Below are 19,776 nucleotides of genomic sequence, written 5' to 3'. Positions count from 1 at the left end.
CTGCTGAGGGCGGGGCTGTGTGCTGAGGGCCGGGGCTGAGCGAGCGATGCCGATCTCGTGACCGCGCGCTTCCTCCCCAGGCGCCGCCTGTCCCCATCCGCGCCCTGGCGCTCGACGTCCGGGGCGGCTCCGGCGTCTGCTGTCGGCATGGAGCGATGGATCCGGACCCTGATCACGGTGCTGGGCGCGGTGTGCGACCTCGCGGTGCCGCTCGTCTGCCCGTGCGGCACAGAGGGCACGGTCCTGTGCCCGGAGTGCGCGGCGCGCCTGCGTCACCGACCCCGCCGGGTCGAGGCCGGCGCGCCCGCGCTGCAGGTGCTCGCCTCATCCGACGCCTCGCGCGGCGCCGCCTCCCTGGTCTTCGCGCCGGTGATGCCGGTGCTCGCCCTCGGTGAGCATGCCGGTGCGCTGCGCCGCATCGTCCTGTCCTGGAAGAACGGGGGTCAGCTGCGCCTGGCGCAGCCGCTCGGCGCGGCGCTCGCTCCCGGGGCCGAGCGGATGCTGCGCGAGCGGGAGCGCGACGGTGGGAAGTGCAGCGGTGGTGAGGATGGTGGTGAGGGTGGCGGCGTCGGGAAGCGCGGTTGCGTCACCGACAGCGGGGAGGGAGGCATCCGGCGCCCTCTCGATCCGCGGTCCGTCCACCTCGTCCCGGTGCCGTCGGCCCTGTCGCACCGGGTGCGGCGCGGGGCGGATCACACGGCGGAGCTCGCTGAGGAGATCGCTCGGCGCACGGGCTGTCGCACGGCGCGGCCGCTGGTCCTGCACGGGCCCGGCCAGGCGGGCCGCGGCGGTCGCGATCGCCGGGCCGCGCGGACCGGTCGCATCCGCGTGCGCGGAGCGGGCGCCGGGATGCGGCGGGTGATCCTCGTGGACGACGTCCTGACGACGGGGACCACGCTGCGCGATGCGCACGATGCGCTGACCGCTCGGGGGATCGAGGTCCTGGGCGCCCTCGTCGTGACCGCCGCGCGGCCGCCGCGCCCGGCGTCCGTGCCCGGGGGATCGGGAGGGGCGGATCGGATCTGGGAGTTCGGTGAGACGCGCGCCACACGGCATGGCAGAATCGGAGGTCACACAGACCTTCGAGACGAGGAGGTGGCACCCCCGATCCAGCGCCGAGCGGCCGGGCGAGGAAGCGGCCGCCCCACTCACCTAGGAGGACCCTGATGGAGATCAACGTCGTCGGTCGGCACATGGACGTGCCGGATCGCTTCCGCCGCCACCTGGAGGACAAGCTCGACAAGATCACGCAGCTCGCGCCCGAGGCGCTCCGCGTGGATGTCGAGATCTCCCACGAGAACAATCCCCGGCAGGCCGAGCTCTGCGACCGCGTCGAGCTGACGGTCCACGACCGCCGCGCGGTGGTCCGCTCCGAGGCCCGTGCCGACGATCTCTACGGCGCGCTCGACGTGGCCTACGGTCGTCTCCTCGAGCGCCTGCGGCGGGCGCGCGATCGCGCCAAGGACCGCCGCCGCGGCAAGGACCGGGCCCATGGCGAGCCGGAGAGCGTCCGCGGCATGCAGGCCGAGGGCCTGCTGCAGTCCGAGCACGGGACGGCGACGAGCGGCGAGCCGACGACGGAGACGGGGGAGAGCCCCGTCGTGATCCGCGAGAAGCGCCATGCGGCCGTGCCGATGTCGATCGACGACGCCCTCTACCGCATGGAGCTCGTCGGGCACGACTTCTACCTCTTCATCGACGAGAGCTCCGGTCACCCCAAGGTCGTCTACCGCCGCAAGGGCTGGAACTACGGCGTGATCGAGCTCGATCCCGACGTCGAGCCCGAGGTCGAGAGCGAGACTGCTCCCGAGGGGTGAGCCGCGAGCTGCTCCGGTGATCGGACGCTCACCGGCGCAGCGGATCTGGAATGCGTCGACGGCCGTGCCGGGCCCGCCCCGGCACGGCCGTCGTGCGCATGTGGGCCGTACGCCGTGCGCCCATCGTGCGCGCCGCCGGAGCAGACCCTGCCCGGGAGGGCCGTCTGCCGTCCGTGAGCGGGTGCGCGCGTACGGGTCCAGGGCAGGACAGCATCGGGGGGCCGTCTCCCGTGCGTGAGCGTGTGCGCGACGGCCGCCGCCGATCGGGCAGGATGAGACCCCATGAACGCTCGCCCGCCCGCCCGCCTCACCGCCGTCCAGGCTCGCCGCATCGCGCTGCGGGCCCAGGGGATGGGCCGGTCGCGGCGCACAGAGGTCCCGGACCGCCGGACGAGCCGGGAGGCGCTGCGGCGGACCGTCGAGCGCACGCAGCTGCTGCAGATCGACTCGGTGAGCGTCTTCGCCCGCGCCCATCTCATGCCGGTGTTCACCCGCGCGGGCTCCTGGGACACCACCGTCCTGGACGCCGCGAGCCGTCCCGGCCGATCATCGCTGCTGACCGAGGCGCTCGCCCATGAGGCCGCCTACGTCCCGCCGGACGTGCACGCCCTGCTCGCGTTCCGCCGCGAGCGCGCTGCGCGCAAGGACTGGGGCGCCGTCCGCCGGGCGGGGCAGTCCGATCCCCGGGTCCTCGAGGACGTGCTGGACACGGTGGCGCGCCGGGCGCCGATCAGCGCCGCCGGCGTCTCCCGCGTCCGCGGGGACGCCGCGCGATCGGAGGAGGGCTGGGGCTGGCGGCGCACCGACACCCAGTGGATCGTCGAGTACCTGTTCCGCTCCGGTCGCCTGGCCTGCGTGGGGCGCAGTCCCCAGTTCGAGCGCCTCTACGACCTCGCTCCCGACGCGAGCGCGCCGCTCGTCGCGAGGGCGCCGGACGCAGGCACCGGGGTGCCGGATGACGGCGCCGGAGCCGACGGGCTCGTCGACGGGCCCGCCGAGACGCACGCGGGAGACCTCGCGGCGCGCACCGAGGACCCTGCCGCCGTGCGGGAGCTCGTGCTGCGGGCCGCCCTCGCCTGCGGCGTCGCCACCGAGGCCGACCTGGCCGACTACTTCCGCCTGCCGCGCCGCGAGGTCGCCCCCGCCATCGCGGAGCTGCGCGGAGACGGCCTGCTCGAGGACGTCGTCGTCGCGCTGCCCGCCGGGGAGCTGCCCATGCTCCGCCATGTCGATGCCCCCTCGGACGCCCCCGTCCGCGCGGCCGCGCTCGTGAGCCCTTTCGACCCGATCGCGTTTTACCGTCCCCGCCTGGCCGCGCTGTACGGCGTCGACTACCGCATCGGCATCTACACGCCCCGCCATCGGCGCACCCACGGCTACTACCCGCTGCCCTTCCTGCTCGGAGACCGCATCGAGGCCAGGGTCGATTTGCGCGCCGACCGCCGCCGCGGGGTGCTCGAGGTGTGCGAGGCGCATCGGGAGGCGCGACCGGCCCCCGGCGTGCGGCGCCGCACGGACGTCGCCGTCGTGGCCGAGGCGCTGGCCGGTGAGCTCGAGCGCGCCAGGGTCTGGCAGGGCCTGGAGAGCATCGAGGTGCTCGGTCGCGGGGACCTCGCCGCCGAGCTCGGTCGCGCGCTCGCCTGACGCGAGTCCGCTCCGCGCATCGGGCTTGCTCTGCGGATCGAGCCTGCTCCGCGCATCGCGTCCGTCGCCCCGGGGGCCGTGCAGGCGTCCGCCGTAGGATGGGCGACGGTCCGGCGCGGTTCTGCCACACTGGACGACGCATCCGGGCGCCCCAGACGGCGCCCGCCAGAGCATCGCCGGTCACCGGACCGGTCCGACGACCCGGGCGGCACGGCCGTCCCGGACTCAGGGAGCACGAGTGGTCAACCTCTTCGACACGATCCTCCGCGCGGGCGAGGGCCGCGAACGGCGACTGCTCGAGTCCTTCGCGAAGAAGGTCACCGCCGCCGGGGACGTCTTCGCCGACATGACGGACGAGGAGCTGCGCGAGGAGACCGCCCGCTTCCGGGAGCGGCTCGAGGACGGCGAGACCCTCGACGACATCGCGGTCGAGGCCTTCGCCGTGGTCCGCGAGGCCGCCGACCGCACGCTCGGCCAGCGTCCCTACGACGTCCAGGTGATGGGCGGGTACGCGCTGCATCGCGGCCGCATCGCCGAGATGAAGACCGGCGAGGGCAAGACGCTCGTGGCCACGCTCCCGGCCTACCTCAACGCGCTCGCCGGCAAGGGCGTGCACATCGTCACGGTCAACGATTACCTCGCGACCTACCAGAGCGACATCATGGGGCGCGTCTTCCGCGCCCTCGGCCTGACGACCGGCGTCATCACCTCCGGGCTCACGCCGCCCGAGCGCCGCGAGCAGTACGCCGCGGACATCACCTACGGCACCAACAATGAGTTCGGCTTCGACTACCTGCGCGACAACATGGCCGTCTCGACCGACGACAAGGTCCAGCGCGGGCACTTCTTCGCCGTCGTCGACGAGGTCGACTCGATCCTCATCGACGAGGCCCGCACGCCGCTGATCATCTCCGGCCCCGCCTCCGGCGACGCCAACAAGTGGTACGCCGAGTTCGCCAAGGTGGCCCAGGTGCTGCGCCGCGACCGCGACTACGAGGTCGACGAGAAGAAGCGCACCGTGGGCGTGCTCGAGGCCGGCATCGACCGCGTCGAGGACCACCTGGGCATCGACAACCTGTACGAGTCGCTCAACACCCCGCTCATCTCCTTCCTCAACAACTCCATCAAGGCCAAGGAGCTGTTCAAGCGGGACAAGGACTACGTGGTCCTCAACGGCGAGGTCATGATCGTCGACGAGCACACCGGCCGCATCCTCGCCGGGCGCCGCTACAACGAGGGCATGCACCAGGCGATCGAGGCCAAGGAGGGCGTGGCCATCAAGGCCGAGAACCAGACGCTGGCCACGATCACCCTGCAGAACTACTTCAAGCTCTACGACAAGCTGTCGGGCATGACCGGCACGGCCGACACCGAGGCCGCCGAGTTCATGAACACCTACAAGCTGGGCGTCATCCCGATCCCCACCAACAAGCCGATGATCCGCGAGGACCAGGTCGACAAGGTCTTCCGCACCGAGAAGGCCAAGTTCGCCGAGGTCGTCGAGGACATCGTCGAGCGCCACGAGGCCGGACAGCCGGTGCTCGTGGGCACCACGAGCGTCGAGAAGTCCGAGTACCTCTCCAAGCTCCTGACGGCCAAGAAGGTCCCGCACGAGGTCCTCAACGCCAAGAACCATGCGCGCGAGGCCGCGATCATCGCGATGGCCGGCGCCAAGGGCGCCGTCACGGTCGCCACGAACATGGCCGGGCGCGGCACCGACATCATGCTCGGCGGCAACGTCGAGTTCATGGCGCATGCCGAGCTCGAGCGGCGCGGGCTGTCCGCGGAGGAGCAGCCCGAGGAGTACGAGGCCGCGTGGGACGAGGCCGTCGAGCGCGCCGAGGAGGAGGTCGCCGCCCAGCGCGAGGAGGTCCGCGAGCTCGGCGGGCTGTACGTGCTGGGCACCGAGCGCCACGAGTCGCGGCGCATCGACAACCAGCTGCGCGGGCGCTCCGGCCGCCAGGGGGACCCGGGCGAGTCCCGCTTCTACCTGTCGCTGCAGGACGACCTCATGCGCCTGTTCAACTCCGGCGCGGCTGAGTCGCTGCTCGCGCGCGGCGGCGTCGACGAGTCGGTGCCGCTGACCGGGCGCATGGTCTCCGGGGCTATCCAGCGCGCGCAGACCTCGATCGAGTCCCGCAACTTCGAGATCCGCAAGAACGTCCTGAAGTACGACGACGTCCTGACCAAGCAGCGCAAGACGATCTACGGCGAGCGCAACCGGATCCTCGACGGCGAGGACCTGACCGAGCACATCGACCGCTTCATCGATGAGGTGATCGGCGGGGCCGTCGACAACGCCACGCACCGCACCAACCCGGAGGACGTGGATCTCGAGGAGCTGTGGGGCACGCTGCGCGCGCTGTTCCCGATCTCCATCACCCATGACGAGCTCGTCGAGGAGGTGGGCGGCAAGGAGAACCTGACCGCCGAGCGCCTGCGCACCGAGGTCATGGCCGATGCCCGCCTGGCCTACGACAAGCGCGTCGAGGAGCTCGGCGAGGACGCGATGCGCCAGCTCGAGCGGCGCGTGCTGCTCAACGTGATCGACCGCCGCTGGCGCGAGCACCTCTACGAGATGGACTACCTCAAGGAGGGCATCGGACTGCGTGCGATGGCCCAGCGCGACCCGCTCGTCGAGTACGAGCGCGAGGGCCACCTGATGTTCAACGACATGATCGCGGGCATCAAGGAGGACGCCGTCGGCTACCTCTACAACCTCGACGTGAAGGTCCAGCAGTCCGCCACCGTGGTCCCGCAGGCCGTCACCGATCTGGTGAAGGCCGCAGGCGGCGGTGCGGCCGACGCTGCGACCGATGACGATGCGGACGTCGCGGCCGGGGCCGATGAGGTGGAGGCCGGTGCGGACGAGGAGACCGCGCAGGAGGCGCCCGAGGTCGAGTTGCGGGCGAAGGGCCTCGACGACGGTTCCAAGCCCGGTCAGCTGCAGTACTCGGCGGCGACCGTCGAAGGGCAGGGGCGCCCCCTGTCCCGCGCCGAGCGCCGCCGTCAGGAGCGCCAGGAGCGCAAGAGCGGGAAGCGCTGAGAACGCACGAGCTGCTCTGAGGGGATGCCATGAGATGAAAGCTCCGGGACTTCTTCCGCGTATCCATGGCGAGCAGTGTTCCGGAGCTGTTCCCCTCCGAGCAGGAGCACGTCGAGATGCAGGAGCGCGTGCTCGAGATGGGAGTCGAGCACGAGTCTCCACTCTGGGTGTTCCCGGACGAGATACGGGAGCTGAACGGCTCTGAGGATGCGGGTGAGCCGGACGCCGGGTGATTCCCGGCAGCCGGTCCGGTGGCACCGATGTGCGCCGATCCCTGCACGGGCAGGCCCGCCCCGATGGGGTGGAAGCGGCGCACGGGGGCGTGAGGCGCCGCCTCAGCCGAGCTCCAGCACGGTGACGCGCCAGCCGCGCGGCCGCAGTTCCCAGCGCAGGGCGAGGAACCGGGCGCGATCGCGCTCGTGCACCACGGCGCTCGCCTCCACGACGGTGTCGCTGACGATGCACGTGCGCACCCCGCGCACGACGATCCGCGAGGCGGCGCTCCGGTCCGGGCCGACGGCGCCGCGGAGGCGCCGCGTCAGCTGAGCACGGCGCTCGAGCATCACGGAGATCTCCGGCACGACCAGGCGCCAGAGGGTCGCGGCCGGGCGCATGTCCCGCACGATCTCGACGGCGAAGCGCGCGACCGTCTCGGTCATGCGCACGGCCGTGGCGGGGGAGTGCGGGCCGGGACCGCCGATCGCCTCGCCCGTCGGGGCGCTCGACTGCTGGGTGATGGTCATGATTCCTCCTGCGAGGGGAGCGGGGCCGCGGGGGACGGCCGTGGGGCGAGCGGTGTCGGGACGACGAGTTGCTGACCGGGGTCGAGCGCATTCGGATCGGACCCGATCACGGAGGCATTGGCCTCCCAGAGAGTGGGCCAGGCGGAGGCGATCGCGGCGGGATCATCCGGGCCGGGACCCAGCAGATCGTCCGTGATCGACCAGAGCGTGTCGCCCTGGCGCACCTCCACGACGACGAGCGGTTGCGGACCGGCGCTCCCCGGCGTCGGAGACGCGCTGTCTGCCGCGGGCGACGCGCTCTCCGTCGCTGGCGCTGCCGTCTCCACTGCGGGCGATGCCGTCTCTGCGGTCGGCGGCGTCGGATCCTCCGGGCTCTCGCCCCAGCCCAGCGGGGGCAGCTCCGATGCGTCGGCGCCGTCCGCGGCAGGCGGGTCAGCAACAGGAGGGTCAGCCGCAGCGAAGTCGACGCCAGAAGGGTCGGCGGGCTGCTCGGCGCGGGGACCGGGTGCGGCGGCGAGGGAGCCGAAGGACGCCCGTGCGCTCATCCGTGCCGCCTCGGCCCGTCCCGCGCCTGTCACGGGGATGTCTGTGCCTGCCTCGGTGTGCAGGAGGCGGGCTGCGGCGGTGGCGGATCGCGGGGCGCTGCGCGAGGAGCCGTCGTCGGCCTGCGCCGCGGCGAGCGGGACGGAGGCGAGCGTCGAGGCGATCAGGGCGGTCGCCGCGGTGCGTCGTGCCAGAGCGGGGGCGAGCAGGCGCAGCGCGCGCAGGCTCGCGCCGCCGATCGCGCCGCGCGGGCCCCATGCCATGACGACAGTGGCCAGCGTCCATACCAGCGCCAGATACGCGCAGCCCAGGGCGGCGGCACCGGCGATCAGTGCGCAGACCCAGGCCAGCAGCGCCTGTTCACCCCAGCTCGACGCCGCCGTTCCGGACGCAGCCCGGGCCGCGGTGAGCGCGGCGGAGCCCAGCAGCGCGGCGACGACCGCCTGCGCGCCGGTGCGCACCGCCAGCGGCGTCCTCGATGTCCCGCCCATGCCGTTCCTCCTCCCGACCGGCCGCTCTCGCCGCTGATCGCTGACGTCGATCTGACCGACCCTCCAGACCTCATCGGCCATGAATCGCTCTCGTCGTTCGCGTCGCTGATGCACCGACCCGGCGCTAGTGCCTTCGTTTGATGCAGTTTGATGATGTTCGGACTCAAACTAGCCGTGTGGGGGCGATGTGGCAAGAGTCGACCGAGAACCGGGAGCGCGCTGGTTACAGTGGCGCCATGTCGATGGAGCGGATGTTCGAGGACCTCGAGGCGCGGCTGGAGCATCTCGAGGGCGAGGAGATCCGTGCGAACGCGGAGGAGCTCGGGCGTGCGGAGCGGGCTCAGCTGACCCTGCTCGACCGCCTGCGCGGCAGTCTCGGACGCCGCGTGCGCGTGCATCTGCGTGCAGGCGGCATCGTGGAAGGGCAGATCGCCGAGGTCTCCGACGCCTGGATCGTCCTCGGTGATGCGGAGGGGCGGGTCCGCGCGATCGTGGCTCGCGCGGCCGTCGCCGGCATCGAGGGGCTCGCGGCGCGGTCGCGGCCTCGGGAGGGGGCGCGACCGGGCCGCTCCTTCGCCTCGCTGCTGCGGGCGCTCGCCCGTGATCGCGACCTCGTGCGCGTCACCTGCGAGGGCATCGAGGTCACCGGGCGCTTCTCCGGGATCGGGAGCGACAGCGCCGATCTCGCGGTGCTCCCGACCGGGGAGCGCAGCGCTCTCGGAGGCGGGACGATCACTCTGGCTCTGGACGCCGTGAGCGTCGTGCGCGTGCTCTGACCCGCCCGGCGCGCTCCGCCGTCAGGCCCTTTCGGAGTCCAGGGCGCGCTCGCGGGCGAGCTCCTGCTCGGTCTTCTCGTAGCTGCGCTGGATGTAGGCCTCGAGCTCGGCCTGCTCGACGCGCCACTGGCCGCGGCCGCCCACCTTGATCGCCCGCAGCTCGCCGGAGCGCACCAGCGCATAGGCCTGGGACGCCGAGATCGACAGCGTCTCGGCGACATCGGCGAGCGGGACGAAGCGAGGGGGCATCGCACTTCCTGACGGCCGCGGCGGCGGCATGGACGGGGCGGGGACACGCCCATTGTCGCACTCGGGACCCGGAACCGCGGCTGCGCGCCGATCATGGTGGACCGCGGCGCGGTTGTCCACAATCCTCGGTGCACCGCGGCGCGGAATGCCCGGATCGGTCTACTCTGCCCCCAGTCCCGTGCATCGCCGCGCGACGGTCCCCGCGACGCCGCCGGGGCCGGCTGCGGTGCCCGTCCCCGAGGAGGCCCCATGACCGCCGTCGCCGCCATGCGCCTGCGCCGCCCCCGCTGGCGCGACCCCCGCCTTCTCGTCGGCATCGTGCTCGTGCTGCTGAGCGTGGCCGGCGGCATGCTGCTCGTCTCGCGGCTCGCCGCGACCACCCCCGTGCTCGTCGCGCGCAACGACATCGTGGTCGGGGACACCCTCGACCCCGCGGACTTCGTCACCGCCGAGGTGCGGCTGGGGGAGCAGGCCGCCGCGTACGTCGGCTCGCCCGATCAGGTCCCCGACGGCGCCGTGGCGGTCCAGACGGTCCGCGCCGGAGAGCTGCTTCCCGTCAGCTCCGTCGGCCAGGGGGACGGAGTGCAGCTGCGCCCGGTCGTGATCGAGGTCGACGAGGCCGTGGCGGCCTCCGTCGCCCCGGGGGCGCAGGTCGAGCTGTGGAGCACCCCGGCGGACGCGGGGACGACGGACCGGGCGCCGGCCTCCCTCCTGGTCGACGGCGCTGTCGTGCGGTCGGTCGACGAGGGCAGCTCCCTGGGGATGCGGTCGATGTCCGTCGAGGTGCTCGTCCCCGTCGAGGCGGTCGCACCCGTTCTCGAGGCCCTCGCGGCCGAGGACCGGGTGGACGTGATCGCCGTCCCCGGGGCGAGAGGGGTCACGCCGTGAGCGACACCGGCACGATCGACATCGTGCTGTGCGCCTCGGGCAGCGACGAGGTCCGCATCGTCCACGGCGTCGCGACCGACCATGCCGCCCGGATGCGGGTGGTGCGGCGCTGCGCCGACCTCGCGGAGGTCCTCGCCGCGGCCGCCGCCGGCATCGGGGACGTCGTCCTCATCGACCTGGCCGTCCGCGGCCTCGACCGGGGAGCCCTCGCCGACCTCATGGCGCACGGCGTCGCCGTCGTGGGGCTCACGGGGCCGCCGAGCGCGGACGCGCAGCCCACGACGCTCGGCCTGCGGCACGTGGTCGCCGCGGATGCCCAGGTCCCCGTCGTGCTCGATGCCATCGCCGCGGCGCTCGATCCCCGGACCGCGCAGGACGAGCAGGCGATGCCGGAGGAGACGGCGCCGCCGGGGCCGAGGGGCCGCCTGGTCGCGGTCTGGGGACCGGCGGGATCACCGGGACGCTCCCTGCTGGCGGCGAACCTCGCGCACGAGGCCGCGCTCGCCGGGACGGAGGTGATCCTGGTCGACGCCGACACCTACGGCCCCAGCCTCGCGCAGAACCTCGGGATCGTCGACGAGGCCCCGGGTCTCGTGGCCGCCTGTCGTGCGAGTGCCCGCGACACCCTCGACGCCGCGACCCTCGAGGTGCTCGTCCCCGTCGTCCACCCGGGGCTGCGCCTGCTGTCCGGGATCGGGGTGCCCGCCCGCTGGCCCGAGGTCCGCGCGAGCGTGCTCGACGGAGTCTGGGACGCGCTCGTGGCGACCGGCGCGCTCGTGATCGTCGACGTCGGCTTCTGCCTCGAGGAGGACGAGGAGCTCAGCTACGACACCATGGCGCCGCGCCGCAACGCCGTGACGACCAGCGCGCTCGCGCGGGCCGACGAGGTGATCGCCGTGGCCCTGGCCGACCCCGTCTCCCTCACCCGGCTCCTGCGGGAGCAGGACCGGCTCGCGGAGATCGGCGCCCCGACACCCCGCGTGGTCGTCAACCGGCATGCCGCACCGGTGCCGGTGGACCGGGTGCGCGACCTCGTCGCCCGGCGCCTCCCGGTCCAGGACGTGGTCGTGCTCCCCGACGATCCGGCGACCTGCCGTGCGGCGGCCTGGGACGGCGCCCTGCTGTCCGAGGCCGGCCCGCGGACGCCGCTGCGGCGCGCCGTGCGGGATCTCGCCGCGCAGATCGCGGAGCCCCTGGTGCGCGCCACGGCCTTCGAGTCCGCATCGTCGGCGGCGGGCGAGCGCGCGGGAGGGGAGGCGTCGACGAGGGCTCCTGGGCGCCGGAGGCGGCGTGGAAGGATGAGGGCATGAGGATCTACCTGCCCCTGCTCGACGCCGATGCCGCCGCGCTCGCCCCGCACGGCAGCTCCGCGGCCCCCGCCGCCTCGGACGCGACCTCGTCGAAGAGCGCCCCCGCGGCGGTCCCCTCGCGCGTGCGCCTGGAGGCCGATCGTCCGGTCTGGGGCGTCACGCCGAGCGTGCAGGCCGAGCACCCGGGCGAGGACCCGGAGGATCTCGAGTACGAGGCGCTGCAGGACGCCGTCTACGCCGCCCTCGAGTCGTCGCCCCGGCCGGTCACCGGCGCGCGGCGCGTGGCCGTGCTCGCGGGCGACGTCTCCGACGGCGCGGTGACCGACGCCTCGGAGACCCACGGGGCGTTCGGCCTGCGCGCCGTGCGCGCCGAGGACGTGCGCCTGGCCAGCGTGCACGTCACCGAGCTCGGCGCCGATGCGGTCCGGGCCGATGACACGGACCCCGCGCTGCTGTGGTTCGACGTCGCCGAGATCCCCGCGGCCCTCGCCTACCTGCACGAGGACGCTTCGGCCTCCTGACGCCCCGGCGTTCCTGCAGCTCTCGTCGGCGTTGCAGGCGTCAGCGGCTGTGCGGTCGTCAGCAGTCCTGCACCCTCAGCGGGCTGCAGTCCTCAGTGCTGGCGCTATCCTCAGCTGCCCTGCGCCGCCCAGGCCGCGGCCGAACGCTCCTCGCGACGCAGCACCTGGCCGATGTAGGGCACGGCCGTCTGCTCGATCTTCCGGCCGATCAGCGGCACCTTCGCGACGAGATCGCCGTCGACCTCCAGGCGGGACGCGCCATCGCCCGCGGGCACCAGGCGCGTGCGCCCCGTCATCGTCGCCGGCGCCCCGATCACCTCGAAGCGGATCGTGCCGCGGCGGGACCCGTCGGCCTCCGGCGCGCCCCACTCCTGGGTCTCTCGCACCTGCACGCTCTGCCCGACGAAGCGGCGCACGATGTCGGGCACCTGCTCGGTGGGCATGCGCAGCGTGGTGGTCGCCGTGAACGGGCCCTCGGGGGAGCCGTCGATATGGGAATCCGCGTCCTGCGCCTCGAGCTCCCGGCGGCGCAGCTGCGCGTATCCCGGGTCGGCGTACATCCGGGCCGCATCGGGCGCGGAGACGGGCAGGTGCAGGGTCTCGGTCAGGTGCAACGCGTGCTCCGTCTCTCCGCGGCGGTGCGCGGTCTCGTCAGGGGGCAGTCGTCCGGCTCGGCCGTCCGGGCCATGCGGTCATGGCGGATCCGAGTATCCCTCGCGCCGTATCCTGGGCGCATGCCGAGCCGCGCGAACTTCCTCTCCGACGCCCCCGGACACGACGAGCGCACCGCCGAATGGCTCCGCCTGCTCGTCGGCGACTGGAACGTCGTCTCCGATCTCACGCGCGCGGACCTCGTGCTGTGGATCCTGCGCGGAGGCCAGGCGACCGCGGTCGCGCACATCCGTCCCTCCGCCGGCTCCTCGGTCTACTACGAGGACCCCGTCGGGATCGCCGTGGACGACCGGTCCGACCCCGAGCTGCTCGCCCTGCTGACGGGCCGACGGGACCAGGTCGATCCCCGTCTCGTCGAGCGCGAGGGGCGGCCGGCGGACCTGCTGACGATCCCCGTCCGCAAGGACGGTCTCGTCGCCGGCGTCATCACGGTCGAGTCGCCCGTGCCGAGCACGCCGCGCCCCCCGGACCGCGTGCGCCAGCGGGAGCTCGGGATGCGGATGCTGCGGATGGTCTCGACGGGGGAGTTCCCGATCGCCGGCGCGCCGATCCCGCCGCGACGCGGCGCCCCGCGCGTGGGTGACGGCATCGTCGAGCTCGATGCCAACGGCGTGGTCCAGTGGGCCTCTCCCAATGCGCTGTCCGCCTTCCACCGCTTCGGCGTGGAGGGGGACATGACGGACACGACCCTGGCCGAGCTGTCCACCGAGGTGCTGCAGTCCCGTGCCCCCGTGGACGAGTCGCTGCCGCTCGTGCTCATGGGGCGCGCGGCGTGGCGCACCGATATGCAGGCCCGCGGGGGCACCCTGTCGCTGCGGGCGGTGCCGCTCAAGGCCTCCGGGGTCCGCGACGGCGCGATCGTGCTCGTGCGCGACGTGACGGAGCTGCGGCGCCGCGAGCGCGAGCTCATGACCAAGGACGCGACGATCCGCGAGGTCCACCACCGGGTCAAGAACAATCTGCAGACCGTCGCGGCGCTGCTGCGCATGCAGTCGCGGCGGATGAAGAGCGATGAGGCCCGCGACGCCCTGTTCGAGGCCATGCGGCGGGTCTCGACGATCGCGCTCGTGCACGAGTCCCTGCTGCAGGGCAGCGAGGAGGCGGTGTTCTTCGACGAGGTGATCGACCGCTGCCTGCGCCTGGCGGTGGACGCCGCGAGCGCCTCGGTGCGCCACGCCGACACCGACCCGATGGACGGGGCCGTGCAGGTGGAGGTGAGCACGGAGCGCATTGGGAAGGCCGGCACGGTGCGGGCCGAGGAGGCGACGCCGCTCGCGCTCGTCGTCACCGAGCTCGTGACCAACGCGGTCGAGCACGGGCTCTCGGAGACCGGCGGCACGCTCACGGTCCGCTCCGAGCGCACGGGATCCCACCTGGTGATCCGCATCGAGGACGACGGCGTGGGCATGGGCTCGCGCAAGCCCTCCGGGCTGGGCACCAACATCGCCTCGACGCTCGTCCAGGGCGAGCTGGGCGGGACGCTCACCTGGAGCGACCGCCCCGGCGGCGGCACCATCGCGACGCTCGACGTCTACCTGGACCCGCTGGGCGTCTGAGGCCGCGAGCGGGGCTCCGCGCCGGCCGCTCCTGCCGCCGACGGCAGCACCGCCAGGGGCGATGCGGTGGCCCATCAGCCACCCCGCGCATGACGAAGGCCGGTCCCCGGCGCCGCAGAGCGGGTGGGGGACCGGCCTTCGTCATGACCGCGGATGCCATGGCCGCGGAGCCATGGCCGCAGAGGCCATGACCGTGGAGGCCGTGGTTGTCGAGACTCCGGGGAGCTCCGATGCAGGGGCAGTGGCTCAGCCGGCGCGACGGGCGCGGGCGGTGCGGCGCTTGAGCGAGCGGCGCTCGTCCTCGGACAGACCACCCCAGACGCCCGAGTCCTGCCCCGTCTCCAGAGCGAACTTCAGGCACGTGGTCATGACCTCGCAGCGCTGGCAGACGGCCTTGGCCTCCTGGATCTGCGTGATCGCGGGTCCCGTGTTCCCGATCGGGAAGAACAGCTCCGGGTCCTGCGTGAGGCATTCCGCGCGGTGGCGCCAGTCCATCGTCACTCTCTCTTTCCAGTGCGGCCCGCCGTCTCCGAGGAGGCGGCACGCCGCGGTACGTCCCGCAGGACGTGCAGTGGGGGTCATCGCCCGTGAACGAGGCGACGTCTGCGCGTATGCAGGGCGTCGGCCTCGGAAACGGGCGCTGTCCATCTTCCCCGGGGCCGCGTCGACGGGACAAGGGATCGCGCGTGCGCAACTCGGTGGCACTTCCCACACCGCCATCCCTTGCATCCGACCGGGACCGGTGCGGCGGGTGGGCGCCGCACCGGTCCCGGACGCAGGGAGCGCGGCTGAGCGCACGGAGCAGTCACAGCGCGGCGGTCACGGGGCGGCAGCCACGGCGTGGCAGTCACGAGGCGGCACGTACAGTTCTGGCCATGGCTGATTCCCCGTCCCGCACGCCGGCGGCGCTCGTCCTCGCGCTCGAGGCCCTCGGCCTGCTGGCCCTCGCCTCGATCGTCGCGCTCGGCGGCACCGACTCCGACGCCTCGCGCACGTTCCTGCTGGGACTGGCCGGTTTCCTGGTGCTGTTCGCGGTCCTGGTGGGCCTCGCCGCGGCCTCGGTGCTGCGCGGCGGGCGCTTCGGCGTCGGCTTCGGCATCACGTGGCAGCTGTTCCAGGCGCTGACCGCCGCCTCGATGCTGCGCGGCGGACTGCTGACGGCGGGCGGCATCGGGCTGGTCCTCGCGATCATCGCCATCGTGCTGCTGATGCGGCTCGTGAGCTCGACCCCCACCCCGCTCGACCAGGACTGACAGGAGCAGCGCACGGCGCCGAGCCGCCGGACGCGGCGACGGCCTCACCCCGCTCGGCCAGGAGCGGCGCCCCGCACGCCGCACCCTGCAGGCGACGGGTGGGCCCGGTCCTGATGACCGGTCCCGCCCGTCGTCTCCTCCTGCTCCGCGATCTCCTGCCGGGGCTCTGCTCCGCGATCTCCTGCGGGGGCTCTCGGCCCGCCGCGCTCAGTCCCGCGCCGCGAGCGCCTGCGCCGGTGCCGTGCGAGCCGCGCGCCGGGCCGGCAGCACCGAGGCCGCCCATCCGGCGAGGACTGCGAGGACCAGCACCGCGCCGATCTGCGCCCACGGGATCGCGATGATCACCGGGAACGCCGAGCCCAGCAGGGCGTGGATGCCGAGGATCCCGTAGACGGTGCCCAGGCCGATCCCGAGCACGGCGCCGACGAGCGCGAGCAGCACGCCCTCCCAGCCGAGCATCGCCCGCATCTGCCGCCGCGTGGTGCCCAGCGCCCGCAGCAGGGCGTTCTCCCCGGTGCGCTCGATGACGCCGAGGCTCAGCGTGTTCGCGACGCCCACGAGGGCGACGATGACGGCCACGGCGAGCAGGCCGATGGTGATGCCCAGCAGCGTGCCGAGGGTCTTCCCGTACATCTCGCGCTCGATGCCGGCGCCGCCGTTCGCGTCCGCGCCCTGCCAGCCCTCGCCGGCCACGAGGTCCTGGACCCCGGTGGAGATCGAGATCCCGTCGGCGTCGCCGCGGTCGGCCGAGCCGGGCTCGGCGAAGCGCGCGAGCAGCACCGGGGTCGGGGCGGCGACGAGGTGCTCCAGCGTCGCGGGGGTCACGAGCGTCATCTGCAGGTTCCCGTCGACCCGCACGCGCACCGTGTGCTCGGCGCCGTCCGCCCCGGTGATCCGCAGCTCCTGCCCGTCGTGGACGCCGAAGCGGTCGGCGCGCTCGGCGCCCAGCAGCAGCTCGTCGTCCCTCAGGAGGGAACCGAGGTCGTCGCGGTTGGCGACCGCGTCGAGCTGCGCGCCCGTGGCGCCGTAGACCGTCATCGGCTCGTCGGCCCCGACCTGCACGTCGCCGCGGCGCACGGCCGCCACGTCTCCGACCCCGCGGACACCGGCGAGCTCCTCGGCCGCGTCGGCGGGCATCGACTCGGCCGTCACGACGATGTCGACGGGCTTGCGGCTCGCGAGCTCCGTGGTGAGGGTATGCGAGGCCGACTGCGAGCCGACCGCCATCATCGTCATGAGCGTCGTCCCGATGAGCAGGGCCGCGATCGTTGCGGCGCTGCGGCGCGGGGAGCGCGTGGTGTTGGCGGCGGCGATGCGCGCCGGGAGGCCGCCGAGGCGCCCGATGACCGCGCCGGACAGACGCGCGAGAGGGGCCGTGACCCGGACCAGCGCCACGAGGATCCCGAAGAAGCTGAGGGCGCCGCCGACGACGCCCAGCAGGGTGCCCCCGCCTGTCGATCCGGCGTGCGAGAGGGCGACGCCGCCGCCGAGCAGGGCGAGTCCGACCACGAGCGCCGCGAGCCCGAGAATGCCGCGGAGGCCCAGACGGCCCTCGGCGTGCCCGCCGGAGTCCGGGGCCGGGCGCAGCGCCTCGAGCGGGGCGACGCGCGTGGCGGCGCGGACCGGTCCCATACCGGCGCCGAGCGTCACGACCAGGCCCGCCGCTACCGGCAGCAGCACGGAGGCGGCGCTCACGGGCACCCAGAGCAAGCCGTGCAGCCAGCCCACGGCCAGGGCCCCGGCCAGCAGCGCCTGGACGAGCGCATGGCCGATGACCACCCCGAGCGCGGAGCCGATCAGGCCGACCGCGAGCGACTCGCGCAGCACCACGCGGGCGACCTGGCGGCGCTGCGCCCCGAGCGTCCGCAGCAGGGCGAGCGAGCGCACCCGCTGGGCCAGGGTGACGGCGAAGGTGTTGGCGATGACCACCGCGGCCGTGATGAGCGCGATGAGGACGAAGACGCCCAGGATCAGCCCGAGCGCGGCGGCGCCGCGCATCATCGTGTCGAGCTGCGACTCGCGAGCCTCCTCGACGGTCATGACATCCATGCCGTCGGTCGTGGAAGCGGCGGCGACGGCCTGCGCATCGGCCCCGTCCTCGAGCGCCACGGACCAGCCCGCGGCGGTGTCGAAGGCGCCCGGGCCTGCGATCGCATCGGTGTTGGCCTGGTTCAGGTGGATCCGGGGATAGCCGCCGCCGATCGCGCCGGCCTGCGTGCCGCGGGAGATGCCGACGACGGTGAGGCGCTGCTCGGCTCCGGTCGGCGAGTACTCGGCCGGCAGGGTGATCTCATCGCCCACCCCGACCCGCAGCCGGTCGGCGGCGGTCGGGTCGATGACGATCTCGTTCCCGGCCCTCGCGTCCCGTCCCTCGGCGATCGGGGTCCCACCGGCGGCGGCGGGCGGATCCACGCTCAGCGTGATGAACACCGGCGCATCCAGCGCGGCGGAGCGTGCGGTGGCGTACAGGTCGCCCTGCGGCCAGACGGCCACGGCGCCCGGGATCTGCGGGGCCAGGGTGCCGGCCGGCCCGCTCTCATCGCCCGCGGGCGCCGCGGCCACGAGGTCGGCGCCCCGCATCCGGTCGTCGATATCGGCCGACATGCTCGAGCGCAGCAGGCCGCCGGCGAGCACCATCACGACGACGAAGGCGGTGGACAGCGCGATGGTGATGATCGCGGCGAGGTGCCGGCGGCGCGGGGTCAGGCGGATGCGCAGTCCGCCGCGCCGCGAATGCTCCGCGGGGCGGGAGGCGGCGATGGCGCTCATCGGGCGATCTCCTCGTCGGTCGCGATGCGGCCGTCCGCGAGCGTGATGATGCGATCGGCGGTCTCGGCGGCATCGCGCTCGTGGGTGACCATGACGACGGTCTGGCCGAACTCGTCGACGCTCAGGCGCAGGAAGTCCAGGACCTCGGCGGTGGTGGCGGAGTCGAGGTTGCCGGTGGGCTCGTCGGCGAAGACCACGGCGGGGGAGGTGATGAGCGCGCGGGCGATCGCGACGCGCTGGACCTGCCCGCCCGAGAGCTCGGAGGGCAGGTGGCCCAGGCGGTCGGTGAGGCCGAAGGCGCCGGTGACGGTGTCGAACCAGGTGCGATCGACGCGGCGGCCCGCGAGGTCGAGCGGCAGGAGGATGTTCTGCTCGGCCGTGAGCATCGGCAGCAGGTTGAAGGACTGGAAGACGAAGCCGATGCGGTCGCGCCGCAGGGCGGTCAGGGCGTCGTCGCGCAGGCGGGTGATCTCGGTGCCGTCGATGCGGATCGAGCCGCGGTCCAGGGCATCGAGGCCGGCCAGGACATGCAGCAGGGTCGATTTGCCCGATCCCGAGGGGCCCATGATCGCGGTGAACGCGCCGCGCGCGATGTCGACGTCGACCCCGTCGAGGGCCCGGACGGCGCTCTCGCCCGTGCCGTAGGTGCGGACCAGGCCGCGGGCGCTGATCGCGGGCTCGGCGTGCCCGCCGCCTCCGCTGCGGTCGCCGGTACTGGGGTCGCCGATGCTGGGGTCGTGGGCGAGGCTGTCGTGGGCGGCGGCGGACGCTGGCGCGGTCATGGGTTCTCCTGCTGCGGGTCGGGGCCCCGGCACCTGCCGGGAGGGACCTCATCAGTCTTCGACCCGGAGGTCTGGCCCCGCATCGGGCCGCGGGCTCGACCGCCGCGGCGCGGGGCCGACCTCGGGGGGAGAGGGGCGTCATACCGCAGGGGGAGCAGCGCGCCCCGGCGCCCACTCCCGCATGCCCAGTCCCGAGCGCCCACTCCCGAATGCTCAGCCCCGAGCGCTCATTCCCCGGGGCTGACCAGGCCCGTCTCGAAGGCCACGATCACGGCCTGCACGCGGTCGCGCGCACCCGTCTTGGCCAGCACGCGGCCCACGTGGGTCTTCACGGTGGCCTCGGCGACGAAGAGGGCCTCGCCGATCTCCGTGTTCGACAGCCCCTTGGCCATGAGGGAGAGGACGTCGCGCTCGCGGTCGGTGAGGGCCTCGAGCGGGGTCGCGTCCTTGGGGGCCGCCGGCGCCGTGGTGGCCATCTGGGACAGCAGGCGGCGGGTCGCGGACGGGGCGATGACGGCGTCCCCGCGGTGCACGGTGCGGATCGCGGCGAGGAGATCCTCGGGCTGGGCGTCCTTGAGCAGGAAGCCGCTCGCGCCGGCGCGGATCGCGGCCATGACGTAGTCGTCGAGGTCGAAGGTGGTCAGCACGATGATCTTCGGCCCGCGGCCCTCGGGGGCCTGCTCGAGGATCCGCCGGGTGGCCTCGATGCCGTCGAG

General features: G+C 73.8%; 19 protein-coding genes. 11 read left to right on the top strand and 8 right to left on the bottom strand.

Annotation, left to right across the window (positions count from 1 at the left end; translation table 11 throughout):
• Positions 1–147: 147 nt before the first annotated feature.
• The 5 genes from FM110_RS05440 (at position 148) to FM110_RS14115 (ending at position 6,740) form a co-directional block, all read left to right on the top strand.
• Positions 148–1,167 carry a ComF family protein gene (locus tag FM110_RS05440; RefSeq protein WP_087103391.1) on the top strand — a complete coding sequence of 340 codons (1,020 nt, stop codon included), beginning with the start codon at positions 148–150 and terminating at the stop codon, positions 1,165–1,167.
• On the top strand, positions 1,167–1,817 hold the full coding sequence (hpf, locus tag FM110_RS05435) for a ribosome hibernation-promoting factor, HPF/YfiA family (protein ID WP_087103389.1): 651 nt from the start codon (positions 1,167–1,169) through the stop codon (positions 1,815–1,817). Before FM110_RS05440 ends, hpf begins: the two co-directional genes overlap by 1 nt.
• Positions 1,818–2,099: 282 nt before the next feature.
• A complete protein-coding gene (locus FM110_RS05430) occupies positions 2,100–3,461 on the top strand; it encodes a winged helix-turn-helix domain-containing protein (RefSeq protein ID WP_087103387.1) in 1,362 nt (453 codons plus the stop codon).
• A gap of 238 nt (positions 3,462–3,699) precedes the next feature.
• Entirely contained in the window at positions 3,700–6,507 is a 2,808-nt protein-coding gene (gene secA / locus FM110_RS05425; protein ID WP_087103384.1) for a preprotein translocase subunit SecA, read from the top strand.
• Between the two features lie 65 nt (positions 6,508–6,572).
• Complete coding sequence (locus FM110_RS14115) at positions 6,573–6,740, top strand: hypothetical protein (protein WP_159457988.1); 168 nt, start codon at positions 6,573–6,575, stop codon at positions 6,738–6,740.
• A gap of 102 nt (positions 6,741–6,842) precedes the next feature.
• Here the strand turns inward: FM110_RS14115 and FM110_RS05420 are convergent, their stop codons facing one another.
• A complete protein-coding gene (locus tag FM110_RS05420; protein WP_087103382.1) occupies positions 6,843–7,250 on the bottom strand; it encodes an Rv3235 family protein in 408 nt (135 codons plus the stop codon).
• Complete coding sequence (locus FM110_RS05415) at positions 7,247–8,284, bottom strand: LysM peptidoglycan-binding domain-containing protein (RefSeq protein WP_143276283.1); 1,038 nt, start codon at positions 8,282–8,284, stop codon at positions 7,247–7,249. Before FM110_RS05415 ends, FM110_RS05420 begins: the two co-directional genes overlap by 4 nt.
• Positions 8,285–8,520: 236 nt before the next feature.
• Here FM110_RS05415 and FM110_RS05410 point away from each other — a divergent pair, with 236 nt between their 5' ends.
• The gene (locus FM110_RS05410) at positions 8,521–9,060 is read left to right on the top strand and encodes a hypothetical protein (RefSeq protein WP_087103378.1); all 540 of its coding nucleotides are present in this window, start codon (positions 8,521–8,523) and stop codon (positions 9,058–9,060) included.
• A 21-nt stretch (positions 9,061–9,081) separates the two neighbouring features.
• Here the strand turns inward: FM110_RS05410 and FM110_RS05405 are convergent, their stop codons facing one another.
• A complete protein-coding gene (locus FM110_RS05405) occupies positions 9,082–9,309 on the bottom strand; it encodes a helix-turn-helix domain-containing protein (protein ID WP_087103375.1) in 228 nt (75 codons plus the stop codon).
• Positions 9,310–9,558: 249 nt separating this feature from the next.
• On the opposite strand from FM110_RS05405, the gene FM110_RS05400 reads away from it, so the two are divergent.
• Genes FM110_RS05400 through FM110_RS05390 form a run of 3 tightly spaced genes read left to right on the top strand, consistent with a single transcriptional unit; the run spans position 9,559 to position 12,028 of the window.
• A complete protein-coding gene (locus tag FM110_RS05400) occupies positions 9,559–10,197 on the top strand; it encodes an SAF domain-containing protein (protein WP_087103374.1) in 639 nt (212 codons plus the stop codon).
• Entirely contained in the window at positions 10,194–11,507 is a 1,314-nt protein-coding gene (locus FM110_RS14735) for an AAA family ATPase (RefSeq protein WP_200810178.1), read from the top strand. The genes FM110_RS05400 and FM110_RS14735 overlap by 4 nt, the downstream gene beginning before the upstream one ends.
• A complete protein-coding gene (locus FM110_RS05390; RefSeq protein WP_087103372.1) occupies positions 11,504–12,028 on the top strand; it encodes a DUF6912 family protein in 525 nt (174 codons plus the stop codon). The genes FM110_RS14735 and FM110_RS05390 overlap by 4 nt, the downstream gene beginning before the upstream one ends.
• Before the next feature lie 110 nt (positions 12,029–12,138).
• On the opposite strand, the gene FM110_RS05385 is transcribed toward FM110_RS05390, so the two are convergent.
• Positions 12,139–12,642 (bottom strand): DUF2505 domain-containing protein, encoded by a 504-nt coding sequence (locus tag FM110_RS05385; protein ID WP_087103370.1) that lies wholly within the window; start codon positions 12,640–12,642, stop codon positions 12,139–12,141.
• 120 nt (positions 12,643–12,762) lie between these two features.
• Between FM110_RS05385 and FM110_RS05380 the strand changes: the two genes are divergently transcribed.
• Complete coding sequence (locus FM110_RS05380; protein ID WP_087103369.1) at positions 12,763–14,256, top strand: sensor histidine kinase; 1,494 nt, start codon at positions 12,763–12,765, stop codon at positions 14,254–14,256.
• A 246-nt stretch (positions 14,257–14,502) separates the two neighbouring features.
• Here FM110_RS05380 and FM110_RS05375 read toward each other — a convergent pair whose 3' ends face one another.
• Positions 14,503–14,751: a WhiB family transcriptional regulator gene (locus tag FM110_RS05375; RefSeq protein WP_087103475.1), complete on the bottom strand. Its 249-nt coding sequence runs from the start codon at positions 14,749–14,751 to the stop codon at positions 14,503–14,505.
• Positions 14,752–15,131: 380 nt separating this feature from the next.
• Here FM110_RS05375 and FM110_RS05370 point away from each other — a divergent pair, with 380 nt between their 5' ends.
• A complete protein-coding gene (locus tag FM110_RS05370) occupies positions 15,132–15,509 on the top strand; it encodes a hypothetical protein (RefSeq protein ID WP_087103367.1) in 378 nt (125 codons plus the stop codon).
• Positions 15,510–15,716: 207 nt separating this feature from the next.
• On the opposite strand, the gene FM110_RS05365 is transcribed toward FM110_RS05370, so the two are convergent.
• From FM110_RS05365 to FM110_RS05355, 3 genes are all read right to left on the bottom strand, one after another.
• Entirely contained in the window at positions 15,717–18,278 is a 2,562-nt protein-coding gene (locus FM110_RS05365; RefSeq protein ID WP_087103365.1) for an ABC transporter permease, read from the bottom strand.
• The gene (locus FM110_RS05360) at positions 18,275–19,060 is read right to left on the bottom strand and encodes an ABC transporter ATP-binding protein (protein WP_087103363.1); all 786 of its coding nucleotides are present in this window, start codon (positions 19,058–19,060) and stop codon (positions 18,275–18,277) included. Before FM110_RS05360 ends, FM110_RS05365 begins: the two co-directional genes overlap by 4 nt.
• 227 nt (positions 19,061–19,287) lie before the next feature.
• On the bottom strand, positions 19,288–19,776 hold a 489-nt coding region (locus FM110_RS05355), incomplete at its 5' end, for a LuxR C-terminal-related transcriptional regulator (protein WP_143276281.1).

Source organism: Brachybacterium nesterenkovii, assembly GCF_900163655.1.
Taxonomy (GTDB): Bacteria; Actinomycetota; Actinomycetes; order Actinomycetales; family Dermabacteraceae; genus Brachybacterium; species Brachybacterium nesterenkovii.
Note: the sequence above shows the minus strand (reverse complement) of the source record. Positions and strands in the feature narration are given on the sequence as shown.

Bases quoted from the DNA above. Each gene is read 5' to 3' on its own strand.
- FM110_RS05440 (WP_087103391.1), top strand. From the start codon at position 148: ATGGAGCGATGGATCCGGACCCTGATCACGGTGCTGGGCGCGGTGTGC.
- hpf (WP_087103389.1), top strand. From the start codon at position 1,167: ATGGAGATCAACGTCGTCGGTCGGCACATGGACGTGCCGGATCGCTTC.
- FM110_RS05430 (WP_087103387.1), top strand. From the start codon at position 2,100: ATGAACGCTCGCCCGCCCGCCCGCCTCACCGCCGTCCAGGCTCGCCGC.
- FM110_RS14115 (WP_159457988.1), top strand. From the start codon at position 6,573: ATGGCGAGCAGTGTTCCGGAGCTGTTCCCCTCCGAGCAGGAGCACGTC.
- FM110_RS05420 (WP_087103382.1), bottom strand. From the start codon at position 7,250: ATGACCATCACCCAGCAGTCGAGCGCCCCGACGGGCGAGGCGATCGGC.
- FM110_RS05415 (WP_143276283.1), bottom strand. From the start codon at position 8,284: ATGGGCGGGACATCGAGGACGCCGCTGGCGGTGCGCACCGGCGCGCAG.
- FM110_RS05410 (WP_087103378.1), top strand. From the start codon at position 8,521: ATGTCGATGGAGCGGATGTTCGAGGACCTCGAGGCGCGGCTGGAGCAT.
- FM110_RS05405 (WP_087103375.1), bottom strand. From the start codon at position 9,309: ATGCCCCCTCGCTTCGTCCCGCTCGCCGATGTCGCCGAGACGCTGTCG.
- FM110_RS05400 (WP_087103374.1), top strand. From the start codon at position 9,559: ATGACCGCCGTCGCCGCCATGCGCCTGCGCCGCCCCCGCTGGCGCGAC.
- FM110_RS05390 (WP_087103372.1), top strand. From the start codon at position 11,504: ATGAGGATCTACCTGCCCCTGCTCGACGCCGATGCCGCCGCGCTCGCC.
- FM110_RS05380 (WP_087103369.1), top strand. From the start codon at position 12,763: ATGCCGAGCCGCGCGAACTTCCTCTCCGACGCCCCCGGACACGACGAG.
- FM110_RS05375 (WP_087103475.1), bottom strand. From the start codon at position 14,751: ATGGACTGGCGCCACCGCGCGGAATGCCTCACGCAGGACCCGGAGCTG.
- FM110_RS05370 (WP_087103367.1), top strand. From the start codon at position 15,132: ATGGCTGATTCCCCGTCCCGCACGCCGGCGGCGCTCGTCCTCGCGCTC.
- FM110_RS05365 (WP_087103365.1), bottom strand. From the start codon at position 18,278: ATGAGCGCCATCGCCGCCTCCCGCCCCGCGGAGCATTCGCGGCGCGGC.
- FM110_RS05360 (WP_087103363.1), bottom strand. From the start codon at position 19,060: ATGACCGCGCCAGCGTCCGCCGCCGCCCACGACAGCCTCGCCCACGAC.